The sequence below is a fragment of the Microbacterium sp. NPDC090225 genome (assembly GCF_044772365.1).
GTDB lineage: Bacteria > Actinomycetota > Actinomycetes > Actinomycetales > Microbacteriaceae > Microbacterium.
In genome coordinates, this window is sequence record NZ_JBIVYS010000001.1 from 2,786,650 (window position 1) to 2,800,284 (window position 13,635).

Below are 13,635 nucleotides of genomic sequence, written 5' to 3' on the forward strand. Positions count from 1 at the left end.
CATGGATCTCGCAACGCTCTGGTTCTTCATCGTCGCCTTCTTCTTCGTCGGCTACTTCGTGCTCGACGGCTTCGACTTCGGCGTCGGCATGTCGCTGCCCTTCCTCGGCAAGGACGACGTCTCGCGCCGCCAGGTCATCAACACCATCGGTCCGGTGTGGGACCTCAACGAGACCTGGGTCATCGTCGCCGGCGCCGTGCTGTTCGCGTCGTTCCCCGAGTGGTACGCGACGCTGTTCAGCGGGTTCTACCTGCCGCTGCTGCTCATCCTGCTCGCGCTCATCCTGCGCGGCGTCTCGTTCGAGTACCGACACCAGCGCGAGAGCAAGAAGTGGAAGCAGGGCTTCGACCGGATGATCGTGATCGGCTCGGTCGTGCCGGCCCTGCTCTGGGGCGTCGCGTTCGGCAACATCGTGCAGGGCGTCGCGCTCGACGAGAACCACATCTTCGTGGGCGGCTTCTTCTCGCTGCTGAACCCGTACGCGCTGATGGTCGGCGTGACCACGCTGCTGCTGTTCTTCCTGCACGGCGTGCTGTTCGTCGCCCTCAAGACCGACGGCCCCGTGCACGAGGACGCCCACCGTCTCGCGAAGCTCGCCGCCGGGCCGACGATCCTCGCCGCGGCGGCGACCGTGGTGTGGACCGTGCTGATCGCGATGAACCGCGAGGCGCCGCTGCTGTGGCTCGTGATCGGTGCCGGGGCGCTCGCCGCCGTGAGCCTCATCGCCGCCGTCGGTTTCTCGCTCGTGCGCCGCGACGGCTGGGCGTTCATCGGAGGGATGCTCACCGTGCTGTTCGCGGTGGTCATGCTGTTCTCCGCGCTGTTCCCCTTCGTGATGCCCTCGACGATCGACCCGGCCCACAGCCTCACGATCGCGAACGCGTCGAGCACGCAATATACGCTGGAGATCATGAGCTGGACGGCGCTGATCGCCACCCCGCTCGTCATCGCCTATCAGGCCTGGACGTACTGGGTCTTCCGCAAGCGCGTCACGCGCTCGTCCATCGAGGGGGCTCCGGCGCACGCGTGAAACCCGTCGACCCGAGACTGCTGCGTTACGCGGGTGCCGCGAGGGGATTCCTCGCGGCATCCGCGCTGATCGGCGTCGTCCAGACGGTGGTCGTGATCGTCTTCGCCGGGCTGCTGACGGATGCCGTCACCGGCGCCATCGCGGGCCGCGACGTCACGGCATCCCTCCTCGCCCTGCTCGGCACCGCCCTGCTGCGCGGGCTGCTGATCGCCGCTTCGGATGCCGCGGGCACGCGGGCCGCGGCGAAGACCGGGATGCAGCTGCGAGCCGCGCTCATCCGCGCCGTCGGGACGCTCGGCCCGTCGTGGCTCGCGCAGCGCAACCAGGCCGGGCTCGCGGTGACCGCGGGGCACGGACTCGAGGCGCTCGACTCGTACTTCGCGCGGTACATCCCGCAACTCGTGATGACCGCGATCGCGACGCCCGTGCTGCTCGCGATCATGTGGTGGTTCGACTGGGAGAGCGGGCTGATCGCCACCGTCACCCTGCCGCTGATCCCGCTCTTCCTCATCCTCATCGGCATCGCGACCCGCACCGTGCAGCAGAAGCAGTGGAACACGCTGCAGCAGCTCGCCGTGCGCTTCGCCGACACCGTGCAGGGACTCTCGACGCTGCGCCTGTTCGGGCGCGAGCGCCGCGCCGCCGACCGCATCGAGTCCACGGCCGACGACTACCGCCGCGAGACCATGAAGGTGCTGCGGTTCTCGTTCCTCTCGGGGTTCGCGATGGAGCTGCTGGCTTCGCTCGCGGTCGCGCTGATCGCGGTGGCGGTCGGATTCCGGCTGCTGTCGGGCGACCTGTCGCTCGAGATCGGGCTGTTCGTGCTGCTGCTCGCGCCCGAGGCGTTCCTGCCGATCCGTCAGGTCGGGGTGCAGTTCCACGCCGCATCCGAGGGGGTGGCGGCGACCGAGGACATCTTCGCGGTGCTCGACGAGGCGGGGGCGCGGCGGAAGGCTGTACCTAACTCAGGAAGAACGGCTCCGCGGGCGGCTGATTCCGCGGGTTCGCGGCCCGTTTCCGGCATCCTTCCTGAATTGGGTACGGATGCCCCGCCGCATCTGACCGTCGAGAACCTGCGCGTGCGCGAACTGCCGCCCGTGTCGTTCGCCGCCGAGCCCGGCACCATCACCCTGATCGAGGGGCCGAGCGGGTCGGGCAAGACCAGTCTGCTCGCGGCGCTGCGCGGAGCCGTGGCGTTCGAGGGCGCGGCGGCGCTCGGCGGGGTGGATGTGCGGGAGCTGTCGCCGGCGGACTGGACCGCCTGGGCAGGTCAAGCCCCCGGTCTGCTGCAGGGCACCATCGCCGCGAACGTGTCGCTCGGCGATGATGCGCCCGACGAGGCGCGGGTCCGCGCCTCGCTGGCGGGGGCGTGCGCCGACCTCGACCCCGAACTCGTGCTCGGCGTGCAGGGCAACGGTCTGTCGGGCGGACAGGCGCAGCGCGTCGCCGTCGCCCGCGCCCTCTACCGCCAGGCCGCAGGCCCGCGTCGGGTGCTCCTGCTCGATGAGCCGTCCAGCGCCCTCGACGCAGACACCGAGCAGCGCCTGTGGTCGTCGCTGCGCGAGCGGGCGGATGCCGGGGCCATGATCCTCCTCGTCTCGCACCGCCGCACGGCCCGCGAGATCGCCGACCACGTCGTGGCGCTGGGGGTGCACGCATGAGTGCGTCGATCGACACGACCCGCGCCGCACGCATCCGCGAGGTGCTGCGTCTCGCTCAGCCGCCGCTCGGCCGCTTCACGCCCGGACTGATCTGGGGCCTGCTGTCGGCCGCCGCCGCCGTGAGCCTGCTCGCCGTGAGCGGTTGGTTGATCGTCAGCGCCTCGATCGTCGACTCGCTCGTGCCGCTGTCGATCGCGGTGGTCGGGGTGCGGTTCTTCGCGGTGTCGCGCGCTGTCACCCGCTACCTCGAGCGTCTCAGCGGGCACGACGCCGCACTCCGTCAGCTCGCCACCACCCGCGCCGACATGGTGCGCCGCCTCATCCCGCTCTCTCCGGCGGGACTCGGTCGCACCGACCGTGGCAAGGTGCTCTCGGCGCTCGTCGACGACGTCGAGAACCTGCAGAACCTGCCCCTGCGCGTCGTCCAGCCGCTGGGCGTCTCGGGTCTCGTGGCCGTGGGCGCCGTCGTGTTCATCGCGTTCGTCTCGCCGATCGCCGCCCTCACGCTGCTCGCCTGCCTGATCCTCGCGGGCGCCGCCGCGATCGGGATGGGGTGGCTGTTCGGCTCGCGCGCCGAGGCCCTCGTCTCGGATCGTCACGCCGACCTCTCGGCCGCACTCGTCGACTACTTCGGAAGCCTCGACGTGCTCCTCGCCTACGGGGCCGAGCCGCAGGCGCGCGAGCGCGTGATGGCAGCGGATGCCGCGCTCCGACGTGTCGTGACCCGCGCCTCGCTCGCGCAGGCCACAGCCGCCGGAGTGGTCTCGGCGGTCGCGGGCGCGGCATCCGTCTGGGCCGTCGCCGCCGCCTCACCCGGCCTGGCGACCGGAGCGATCGACGGGCCGTGGCTCGCCGTCGTCGTGCTCGTGCCGATGGTCGTGTTCGAGGTGTTCGGGGCGGTGCCGATCGCGGCCGCGTCGTGGCGGAGCGTGCGGTCGAGTGCTGCGCGCATCGTCGACGTGTTGCCCGAACGGATGCCGGCCGAGCTGCGCTCCGACGACGGGGGAGACGCGGCGATCGTGGGAACCCCGGCGCTGCGGCTGCGTGATGTGACGGCATCCTGGCCCGGCGGTGCTCCCGCGTTGCGCGGGGTCTCTCTCGATCTGGCGCCGGGGGAGCGCGTGCTCGTCGCGGGGCCCAGCGGGGCGGGCAAGAGCTCGCTCGCCGCGGTGCTCGTGGGGTTCCTGCGGGCCGAGGGTTCGTACCTCGTCGGCGACGTCGACGCGTCGTCGCTCGCGGGGCCGGCTCTGCGACGCGTGGTCGGGCTGTGCGAGCAGAGCCCGCAGCTGTTCGACGAGGACATCCGCCAGAACCTGCTCTTCGCCCGAGACACCGCGACCGACGACGAACTGCTCGACGTGCTCGCGCGGGTCGGCCTCGCCGACTGGGCGCAGGAGCGCGGAGGGCTCGACGCCCGCGTCGGCGACCGCGGTGCGCTCGTGTCGGGAGGCCAGGCGCAGCGATTGGCGTTGGCCCGGGCCCTGCTGCGCGGGTTCCCGGTGCTGGTGCTCGACGAGCCGACCGCCGGTGTCGACCCGGATGCCTCCGACGCCCTGCTGCGCGACCTGCTCGGTGCGGCGGGCGAGCAGTCGGTGCTGCTGATCTCGCACATCGCACCGCCCGCCGGGTCGGTCGACCGGGTCGTGCGGCTCGAAGGTGGGCGTACGGTCTGAAGGAGGGCGGGGCGGCCCTTCGTCTCGCTGCGCTCGCTCAGGAACCGGGGCGTGCGGCATCCCTCGTCGAACGTGCGGCCGTCACCTGCAGGGAATTCGGACACGTGCAGGGAGGATTCTCGAGATCGTCCCTGCACGTGTCTTTTCTCCCTGCAGATGAAGCGACCCGCGCGCCGCGCGCGGGGAAGAGCGGATGCTGCGCGCTCACGAGTGCACGGAGCGATCACACCTGCACGGCGAGATGCGGCATCCGGTCGTGCAGGTGTGATTCGACCGTGCGGGTGTGCGGGCGTCAGATGTGCAGGGGCGTCGGGGGTTCCATGACGATGCCCTGGGCCTCGAAGGCGCGGCGGCGCTCCTCGATGCGGCGGTGCAGTTCGACCTGCGCGGCATCGACGAAGGCGGGGTCGAGGTCGACGGTCGCGGGGTGCGGGTCGCCGTGGTTCGCGGCGATGTACGCGTCGAGCTCGGGACCCGAGGTCCACGAGGTGATGAGGGCGTAGCGCGGGGCGGTGCCGCGGTGCCAGACCGCGTGCCAGAAGCGCTGCGTGTCGACGATGATGCGCGAGCCCTCGCGTAGCGGCAGGCGGATCTCGGTGGCCGGATCGAAGCGGTCGCTGCGCAGGATCAGCATCGAGTCGGAATCGTCGGTGAGGTTGTAGTACCCGCGCACGACCCAGCCGGTGCCCTCGTCGTTGAGGCGGTTGTTGTCGTCCTGGTGCAGGTTGTAGATGGCGTCGGCGTACTCGTTGGGCTGCAGTTCGATCACGCGGCAGCGGCCGACCGCGGCGCCGGGCTCGAGCGCCCGCGCCTGCAGGGTCGGGGCGAGCGCGACCTGCGGCTCGACCCACACACCGTGCTTGTCGGTGCGCGGGGGAGTGTGGTTCCAGAACCCGTTGCACTCGAGGTCGCCGGCGTAGCTGGCGAGCGGGGCGAAGCGGGTGATGCCGGAGGAGCGCCAGGGGATGTACTCGAGGTCGAGCCATTCGGCGGGGTCGGCGGCCTGATCGTGGTCGTCGAGCACGACGTATCCGGTCTCGGCCAGAGCATCGGAGGTGATGAATGCCATGGTGCATCCTTCCTTCGGTTTCCCTGAGGTCATCCTAACTTGACCCCTCCGACACCGCTCGGGCCGTCACCGTGCTTAATCCGGTCGGGACGATGTCGGATGCCGCGGCTACCCTGAGGTCATGACGCAGCCACAGGGCGCCCTTCTCGTGGGCAGTGTGAACTTCGACGACGCCGAGACGACGATGCGCACGGCATCGGAGTTGCTCGGGGATCGCCTCCGACGCATCCCCGACGGCGAGGTCGGCAAGCGGTTCCACTGGATCATGTTCCAGCCCGACGTGCTCGGCGAGGCCGAGGGCATCGAGCGCGTGGGCGACGAGCCGATCCCGTTCGGCGCGGGCCTCGATGCGCGCGGGCTGCGCCTCGCCGAGGGGGTCGACCCCGGCGACATCGCGATTCCCGCGCTCGGCTACGCGTCGGCCGCGATCGAGTCCTACGAGATCTTCCGCCGTCTGCGCGACGAGGGGGCGATCGCCGCGGGCACGCGCTTCCAGGTGTCGCTGCCGACGCCGCTCGCCGTGATCTCGTCGTTCTTCCAGGGCGCCGACCGCGAGGCGTTCGAGGTCTACTACACGGCCGCGATGGTGCGCGAGCTCGAGGAGATCACGGAGGCGATCCCGCACGACGACCTCGCGATCCAGTGGGACGTCGCGAGCGAGATGGGCATCATCGAGGGCGCGTCGGGATACGGCGCGCTGATGGATGCCTGGTGGGACGGCGACGTCTTCACCGGGCTCGTCGCGCGGCTGGCCACGCTGGTCGACGCGGTGCCGGGCGACGTGGAGGTCGGGGTGCACCTCTGTTACGGCGACGCCGGTGAGCAGCACTTCTTCGAGCCGACCGATGCTGCGCACCTCGTCGCCTACGCGAACGCGGTGGCCGAGGCATCCGATCGCGCGTTCACGTGGCTCCACCTGCCGGTGCCGATCGACCGCGACGACGAGGCGTACTTCGCTCCGCTCGCAGAGTTGTTGCCGGTGAACGAGCTCTACCTCGGGCTCGTGCACCGGGAGGACGGTGCCGAGGGCGCTGAACGCCGCATCGCCGCGGCCCGCAAATTCGTGCCAGTGTTCGGCGTCGCGACCGAGTGCGGCATCGGCCGGGCCCCGGCCGGATCCACCGAGGGCATCCTGCGCACGCACGCGGAGGTCGCCGCGGCCTGGTGAGCGCTCTCGATTCGCGCGCGAGCGCGCGGTGTCGTAAGCTTGTCCGCGGTGACGTGTCCGAGCGGCCGAAGGTGCAACTCTCGAAAAGTTGTGTAGGGTAACCCCCTACCGTGGGTTCAAATCCCACCGTCACCGCCACCACGAAGGCCCCGACTCCCTTGGAAACACTGGGATGCGGGGCCTTCGTCATGTGTGCCGGTAAGGCGGGCAGGGATGCGGCCGTGCGTGTTCCGACCGATGTTCCCTAGGCTGGCCCTGTGCTCCACGATGAGAAGACCGGCCTGTCCCTGATGGTGAGAAGGTGCGCAACGATCGCGCTCGTCTGTGCCGCGGTCCCGCTCACCGCATGTTCGTTCGGTGGCAGCCCCGCGCCGTCACCGACGGCGACAGCGGAGGCGATCGGCCCCGACTCCGCCCCGATCGTGCGCATCTCGTTCGAGTGGGAGGGCGAGAAGCGGGAGGTCGTCGGGGAGGCGACGCAGCCGATGTGCGATCCGGACGGCTCCATCATCGTCATCGGTGGCGACTCGCGAACGTCCACCGGGGTGACGCTCCGTCTCGACGACGAGGATCCCGCAGAGTCGAGTGTCGCGGCGTGGGTCGGAGGCGACGAGTTCGCCGCGAACTTCCAGGGGGAGGGCGAAGTGACCGTCACGCCCGACGGCTCCGACGCGATCCTGTCGGTGACGGATCTGTCGGGAACGGCGACGGTCGCCGCACGTGAGGCGGGCTCCGAGCAGACGTTCAATGAGGCGATCGACGGCGGTCAGCGCGTGGATGCGACGGCATCGTTCGTGGTGCTCTGCCCGGACTACTGAAGCCGGTCGCGGGAACAACGACAGACCCGAACATCGTTCGGCGAGAACGCCACCTCATCGACGACAGCGACCCGTGATCGCGGTCCGCCGGTTCTGTACGGTCGACTCGACTCTCAGCAGGGGCGTGTGCCGCCCATGCCGTTGTCGGCGACGCATCCGACGGGTCCGCCGCCGACCTGGCCGCCGGGCGGAGGGCCGCCGGCCGCGGGCGGGGTGCCGCCGGAGTTCGCCGGCGGACGGCTCCCGCCGTCGCTCCAGTTCCGCTGAGCGGCCTGCTGACGGGCAGCCTCTTCGGCCGCGGCCTGACGCGCCGCTTCCTCTTCGGCGAGGCGCCGGGCCTCCGCCTCCGCGGCCAGACGCGCAGCCTCGATCTCGGCGGCGATGCGCGCGGTCTCCTCCGCCTGGAAGTCGGCGAAGTCCTCGGTCAGCGCGGCCACGCTCTCGTCGAGTGCGGCGGCATCCGCAGTGGTGGCTTCTGCGCGCTCGCCGATCGCCGCCGCCTCGTCGCGGTCCGCGCACTCGTCGGTGACGGCAGCGTCTGCGAGCGACGACCGTCCATCGGCGACGACGGCGATGCGCTCGGCACCGCTCGGGCGTGCGGCACCCGCCTCGCCTGCGTCACCCTCCTCGGCGCCCGGACGGTCGGCGTAGTCCGCGCTGACCCATCCCTCCGTGTCGGGGAGAGTCGTCGCGGCGACGGCCTCGAGCGCGGTATCGGCACGTGCGAGCGACGCTGGCCGAAGCCTCCGCCGCGGCGTCGCCGACATCGAGGGCGGCCGTGCACAGGCGCAGGGTCTCGTCGGCCTCCGCCTGTGCGATGCTCGCCGACGTCACCGTGATGCCGCCGACGAGGAGGACCGCGGCGGCGGCGGCGGTGATCGCGAGGGTCCGCTTCCCGCGACGGCGCGGGGAGGGGGAGGCGCTGGTCTCGTCCGTCATGGTCGTGTCCTCGGGGAGCTCGAAGCGAAGGGGCAGGAGAGAAAAACCCGTTTCTCCTGATTTACGAGCGTCTTCAGCACCCGCCCGAATGCCAACCTACCGTTTCGAGGTCTACCGTTTCGACGCCTTCCGGTACTGCCGTACGAGCAGGATCGGGATCACGATGAGGATCGCCAGTCCGATGCCGATGACGGAACCGAGGCCGCGGGTGGCGGTCCAGGCGCCGCCCGCTCCGATCAGGATCACGAGGAGCCACCCCCAACGGCTTCCGTCCTGCGGCTTCACCAGCACGGAGATCGCGAGGGCGAGCAGCAGCAGGAGGATCCCGATCACGTTGCCCACCGCGAAAGGCAGGAGATTCCACGGGGCGCCCCAGATGGCCAGCGCGCCCCCGACGAACGAGAGCACGACGGTGACGAAAAGAAGCACGTACTCCTGCTTCAGGGTGATCGTTCTCGAGGCGAAGCGGCTCATCCTCACATCATGGCATCCGCCCGCGCGCCACCCACCCCCGCCCCGGGCAGACAATGGAAGGGACGCCGTCGAGCGTTCCCGCCTTCCGCACCGCGCGGCAGACCGCTCGTTCGGCAGGAAGAAGAAGTACATGAAAGCCCTCCGTTACGTCGAGATCGGCAAGCCCCCGGTGGTCGTCGACATCCCGATTCCGAAGCCCGGCCCCGGTCAGGTGCTGCTCAAGATCACCGCGGGTGGCGTCTGCCACTCCGACGACTACGTCATGGGCCTGCCCGAGAAGGACTACCTCGAGCAGGGCTACCCGCTGCCGCTGACGCTCGGCCACGAGGGTGCGGGCATCGTGCACGAGATCGGCGAGGGCGTCGACTCCACCCTGAAGGTCGGGGATGCCGTGGCGGTCTACGGGCCCTGGGGCTGCGGCCGCTGCCACAACTGCTCGATGGGCAAGGAGAACTACTGCACGAACGCCGCCGCCGAAGGCATCCGTCCTCCCGGGCTGGGAAGCCAGGGATCGATGGCCGAGTACATGATCGTCGACGACGCCCGCCACCTCGTGCCGCTCGGCGACCTCGACCCCGTGCAGAACGTCTCGCTGACGGATGCCGGGCTCACCCCGTACCACGCGATCAAGAACTCGCTCCCGAAGCTCGGCGCCGGCACGTTCGCGGTCGTCATCGGCACCGGCGGGCTCGGGCACGTCGGCATCCAGATCCTGAAGTCCGTCTCGGGCGCCACCGTCATCGCGCTCGACGTGAACGACGAGAAGCTGCGCCTCGCCACCGAGGTCGGGGCGGATCACGTACTGATCAGCGATGCGTCCGCGGCCGAGAAGATCCGCGAGATCACCGGCGGCCTCGGTGCCAACGCCGTGTTCGACTTCGTCGGCGCGAACCCGACGATCGCCCTCGCGCAGAGCGTCGCCGCGCTCGAGGCCGACGTCACGATCGTCGGCATAGGCGGCGGGAACATGACACTCGGCTTCGGCTCGATCGCCTATGACGCCGCCGTGCGCGTGCCGTACTGGGGTTCGCGCTCCGAGCTGATCGAGGTGCTCGACCTCGCCCGCGCCGGCAAGATCCACGTGCAGACCGAGTCGTACTCGCTCGACGACGGCCCGAAGGCCTACGAGGATCTCGCCTCGAACAGCATCCGGGGTCGCGCGGTCATCGTTCCCTGACGCTGACGCTGACCCACCGGAAGGCCCTCGAGAGATCGGGGGCCTTTCGCGTATCGGCCCGAGCCGCACTCACGACGCCGGCGGCTCGAAATGCGGGATGGGGGAGGGGCGCTCGCCGCGTTCGGTGCGATGCTGCGCTCGGGCCGCATCCGTGAGGGGCACGGCGTAGACGGGGAGCGTGACGCGGGGCCTCTTCGGGAACACCCGCCCCGTCACGGTCGGTGAGGCGACCTTGACGACGAACTGCTTCGGCGTCGGCGTCCATGAGGCGAGGTGCTCGACGCCGGAGTGATACAGCTCCGACTCGCTCGTGACCTGCTCCGCCTCTCCGCGCACCACCACGCTCCAGTACGCGTCGGCGGTCTCCCCGTCCACCTCCAGGGCCACCGCGGACGGTGACGCCACCGCCAGGAACTTCGCATCGGCGGCGGAGCGGATGTAGATGCTGCGCTCGACGGCGAGATGGTTCACCGGCCGGATGTCCGGGCGTCCATCGGCGGCCGTGAACGCCAACCGGCAGAGCTCCGTCGCTTCGAGCAGACGCCAGCACTCCGCCTCGTCGAGGTCGGCGAGCAGGGCATCGGGTGCCGGCGGGTGCGGTTCTGCGGTGGCCATGGGCGTGCCCTTCTCGTGCGTCGTCTGCCTCTCTTCGATCCTGCTCTTCGTTCGCGACGCGCACCACCCCTACCTGATCGCTTCAGCTCGCGGCGGCGACGCTCCGGAACTCCTCGAGCACCTCGTGCGGATGTGTTAGGTGCACGGCGTGCTCCGCCTTCGGCCAGCTCACCAGCCGGGCACCCAGCGTCTCGGCGAGAGCGCTGTGGGCGCGACGGATCGGATCGCTCGGCGTGCGGTCGGCCGTGACCACGACTGCCGGGATGCCCGACAGCCCGGCGAGGTCGAGGTCGCGGGAGAGGGCTTCGATCCCGGCGACCGCGCGCCCGAGTTTGCGCGCATCAGATCGGTCATGGCGAGCATGGCCGCTCGTGCGGCGGCATCCATCCCGTGCCGGTCGGCCGACCTCCGTGCGCTGCGCCGGAGAGCGCCGCGCAGGAGCCTTCCGATGACGGGCGCCTCGAACAGGGTCACGCTCATGCGTGCCCGGGAAGCGACCTTCGCTGCGAGATCGGGATCGTTGATCGGCGTCGGGTCGAGCAGCACGAGGCCGGCGACATCATCCGGATGCTGCGACGCCAGCAGGAGTGCAGCCGCGCCGCCGAGGCTCTGGCCCACGGCGATCACCGGCCCGGTGCCGGCCTCGGCGATCGCCTCGTGCAGGGCGGATGCCGCGATCCGCAGTCCGTCTCGCGCATCGGAGGGGCCGTTGCCCGGGCGGTCGAAGAGGATGATGCGGTAGCCGGGGTCGGCCGTCAGCTCCTCGATCAGTCCGGGGAAGAACCCCGACACCGCCTCCGCGCCGCCCGGAAGCAGCAGCACAGCAGGACCCGACCCACCGATGACCTCGACCATGCTCCGACTCTAGCCAGCGCAATCCGCGACCGGGATCCCGCGCGCTCGCCGATCGGAGCGGACTCCCCGCCGCCGCCGAGCTCAGCGCTCAGTCGATCAACTCCACCCCGAAGTCCGACACCACCGCCCGCAGCTCCTCCAGATACCGCTGCGCCTGCTCGGTGAGCGGGATCGCGGAGTGGCCTATCCACCCGATCTCGATGCGCTCGTCGACGTCGAGGGGGATCGCGGCGATCTCGGGGTCGAGGTCGTCGCTGATGATTCCCGTCGAGATCGTGTAGCCATCGAGGCCGATCATGAGGTTGAAGATGGTGGCGCGATCCGAGACGCGGATCTCCTGCGGGGTCGACAGGGTGGAGAGGATCTCCTCCGCGAAGTAGAAGGAGTTGTTCGCTCCCTGGTCGAAGGTGAGCCGCGGGAAGCCGGCGAGATCGTCGAGGGTGACCCGCTCGCGGGCGGCCAGCGGGTTCTTGCGCGAGATGAAGATATGCGGGTCGGCGAGGAAGAGCGGGCGGAAGGCGAGCCCCGAGTCGCGCAGCAGCTTGTCGATGACGCTGCGGTTGAAGTCGTTGCGGTACAGGATGCCGATCTCGCTGCGCAGGGTGCGGACGTCTTCGATGATGTCCCACGTGCGCGTCTCGCGCAGCGAGAACTCGTACTCCGCGGCGCCGCTGGTCTTCACCATCCGCACGAACGCGTCGATCACGAACGAGTAGTGCTGCGCCGAGACGCCGAGCAGGCGCCGCGACGGCGGGCGGCCGAGGTAGCGCTGCTCGAGCAGTTCGACCTGCTCGGTGACCTGCCGCGCATAGCCGAGGAACTCCGCGCCGTCGGCGGTGAGCGTCACGCCGCGCGCCGATCGCAGCAGAAGCGTGCGCCCCGCCCGCGACTCGAGGTCTTTCATCGCGGCCGACATGGTCGGCTGCGAGACGTAGAGCAGGTCGGCGGCCGCACTGATCGATCCCTCCGCCGCGACCTCGACGAAGTAGTGGAGTTGCTGCAGCGTGATGCCGCTGGACGAGCGAGCCATAGGGAGAGCCTATATGGATGCATAGCCGCGGCAAGTTACCTGATAACCGGTGTCTGGTTGCACGATGGAGCTACAGACTTCCCCGCGGCCTCTCGGCCGATCATTCAGCAGATGGGCCTCTCATGGCGAACGACTTCACGTTCCACATCACCACCACGCGCTTCGACGAGGACTACTCGCCGTCGAGCGACTCCCGCATCACCACGAATTTCGCGAACCTCGCGCGTGGCGAGCACCGTCAGCAGAACCTGCGCAACGCCCTCACGATGATCGACCGGCGGTTCAACGACCTCGCCCACTGGGACAACCCGGCCCGCGACCGCTACACGCTCGAGCTCGACATCATCTCGGCCGGGCTCGAGTTCGAGGCCGAGGGTGAAGACAAGCGGTTCCCGCTGCTCGAGGTGCTCGACATCCAGATCGTCGACCGCGTGAGCGGCCGCCGCCACCACGGGATCGTGGGCAACAACTTCTCGTCCTACGTGCGCGACTACGACTTCAGCGTGCTGCTGCCGGCGGTCACCGAGGCGGCCGGTACGTTCACGCTGCCCGAGGACTTCGGCGGTCTGCACGGCAAGCTGTTCCGGCGATTCCTCGCCTCGGAGGCCTACCGGGAGCGCTTCACGACCTCGCCCGTCATCTGCATCAGCGTCTCGACGAGCAAGGAGTACCGGTGCTCGGAGAACCACCACCCGGTGCTCGGCGTCGAGTACCTGCAGGACGACCACTCCCTGACCGACGAGTACTTCGGGCGGATGGGCCTGCAGGTGCGGTACTTCATGCCTCCCGGAAGCGTGGCGCCGCTCGCGTTCTACTTCGAGGGCGACCTGCTGAACGACTACACCGATCTGCAGCTCATCGGCACGATCGCGACGATGGAGACGTTCCAGAAGATCTACCGTCCGGAGGTCTACAACGCCAACTCCGCGGCGGCGAGCATCTACCGCCCGAGCCTCGGTCAGAACGACTACTCGTCGACCCAGATCGCGTACGACCGCGAGGAGCGCAGCCAGCTCGCGCTCGCGCAGGGCAAGCACACGGAGGAGCACTTCATGAAACCCCACGGCGAAGTGCTCGCCCAGTGGGCCGCCGGCTACCCGGTCGCGGCCGCGTGACCCGCGGAGCC

Annotated in this window: 13 protein-coding genes and 1 tRNA gene; 8 read left to right on the plus strand and 6 right to left on the minus strand. The window is 70.0% G+C overall.

Translation table 11 applies throughout. The annotated features are described in order from the left end of the window. Position 1 precedes the first annotated feature (1 nt). The 3 genes from cydB to cydC are packed head-to-tail and all read left to right on the plus strand — an operon-like array spanning position 2 to position 4,364. Positions 2–1,030: a cytochrome d ubiquinol oxidase subunit II gene (gene cydB / locus ACIQTT_RS13390; RefSeq protein WP_402790806.1), complete on the plus strand. Its 1,029-nt coding sequence runs from the start codon at positions 2–4 to the stop codon at positions 1,028–1,030. Beyond that, positions 1,027–2,691, plus strand: coding sequence for a thiol reductant ABC exporter subunit CydD (gene cydD / locus ACIQTT_RS13395; protein WP_402790809.1), 1,665 nt, complete (start codon positions 1,027–1,029; stop codon positions 2,689–2,691). The genes cydB and cydD overlap by 4 nt, the downstream gene beginning before the upstream one ends. Then, positions 2,688–4,364: a thiol reductant ABC exporter subunit CydC gene (cydC, locus tag ACIQTT_RS13400; RefSeq protein WP_402790812.1), complete on the plus strand. Its 1,677-nt coding sequence runs from the start codon at positions 2,688–2,690 to the stop codon at positions 4,362–4,364. Before cydD ends, cydC begins: the two co-directional genes overlap by 4 nt. A 292-nt stretch (positions 4,365–4,656) precedes the next feature. Here cydC and ACIQTT_RS13405 read toward each other — a convergent pair whose 3' ends face one another. After that, positions 4,657–5,433 (minus strand): hypothetical protein, encoded by a 777-nt coding sequence (locus ACIQTT_RS13405; RefSeq protein ID WP_402790815.1) that lies wholly within the window; start codon positions 5,431–5,433, stop codon positions 4,657–4,659. Between the two features lie 121 nt (positions 5,434–5,554). Here ACIQTT_RS13405 and ACIQTT_RS13410 point away from each other — a divergent pair, with 121 nt between their 5' ends. The 3 genes from ACIQTT_RS13410 (at position 5,555) to ACIQTT_RS13420 (ending at position 7,419) form a co-directional block, all read left to right on the plus strand. Next, the gene (locus tag ACIQTT_RS13410) at positions 5,555–6,601 is read left to right on the plus strand and encodes a hypothetical protein (protein WP_402790817.1); all 1,047 of its coding nucleotides are present in this window, start codon (positions 5,555–5,557) and stop codon (positions 6,599–6,601) included. Between the two features lie 47 nt (positions 6,602–6,648). Further along, positions 6,649–6,739: transfer RNA gene (locus tag ACIQTT_RS13415), tRNA-Ser, on the plus strand. Between the two features lie 119 nt (positions 6,740–6,858). Further along, a complete protein-coding gene (locus ACIQTT_RS13420; RefSeq protein WP_402790819.1) occupies positions 6,859–7,419 on the plus strand; it encodes a hypothetical protein in 561 nt (186 codons plus the stop codon). Positions 7,420–7,532: 113 nt separating this feature from the next. Here ACIQTT_RS13420 and ACIQTT_RS13425 read toward each other — a convergent pair whose 3' ends face one another. After that, the gene (locus tag ACIQTT_RS13425) at positions 7,533–8,186 is read right to left on the minus strand and encodes a hypothetical protein (protein ID WP_402790822.1); all 654 of its coding nucleotides are present in this window, start codon (positions 8,184–8,186) and stop codon (positions 7,533–7,535) included. A gap of 283 nt (positions 8,187–8,469) precedes the next feature. Beyond that, the gene (locus tag ACIQTT_RS13430) at positions 8,470–8,832 is read right to left on the minus strand and encodes a hypothetical protein (protein WP_402790825.1); all 363 of its coding nucleotides are present in this window, start codon (positions 8,830–8,832) and stop codon (positions 8,470–8,472) included. Between the two features lie 130 nt (positions 8,833–8,962). Between ACIQTT_RS13430 and ACIQTT_RS13435 the strand changes: the two genes are divergently transcribed. After that, positions 8,963–10,009, plus strand: a complete 1,047-nt coding sequence (locus ACIQTT_RS13435) for an NAD(P)-dependent alcohol dehydrogenase (RefSeq protein ID WP_247633866.1) — start codon at positions 8,963–8,965, stop codon at positions 10,007–10,009. Between the two features lie 69 nt (positions 10,010–10,078). Here ACIQTT_RS13435 and ACIQTT_RS13440 read toward each other — a convergent pair whose 3' ends face one another. The 3 genes from ACIQTT_RS13440 to ACIQTT_RS13450 form a co-directional block, all read right to left on the minus strand. Then, positions 10,079–10,624 (minus strand): pyridoxamine 5'-phosphate oxidase family protein, encoded by a 546-nt coding sequence (locus tag ACIQTT_RS13440; protein ID WP_402790828.1) that lies wholly within the window; start codon positions 10,622–10,624, stop codon positions 10,079–10,081. Between the two features lie 168 nt (positions 10,625–10,792). Next, positions 10,793–11,479 (minus strand): alpha/beta fold hydrolase, encoded by a 687-nt coding sequence (locus ACIQTT_RS13445; RefSeq protein ID WP_402790831.1) that lies wholly within the window; start codon positions 11,477–11,479, stop codon positions 10,793–10,795. 88 nt (positions 11,480–11,567) lie between these two features. Then, positions 11,568–12,509 (minus strand): LysR family transcriptional regulator, encoded by a 942-nt coding sequence (locus ACIQTT_RS13450; protein ID WP_402790833.1) that lies wholly within the window; start codon positions 12,507–12,509, stop codon positions 11,568–11,570. Positions 12,510–12,631: 122 nt separating this feature from the next. Between ACIQTT_RS13450 and ACIQTT_RS13455 the strand changes: the two genes are divergently transcribed. Beyond that, positions 12,632–13,624, plus strand: a complete 993-nt coding sequence (locus tag ACIQTT_RS13455) for a putative oxygenase MesX (RefSeq protein ID WP_402790835.1) — start codon at positions 12,632–12,634, stop codon at positions 13,622–13,624. The last annotated feature ends 11 nt before the right edge of the window (positions 13,625–13,635 follow it).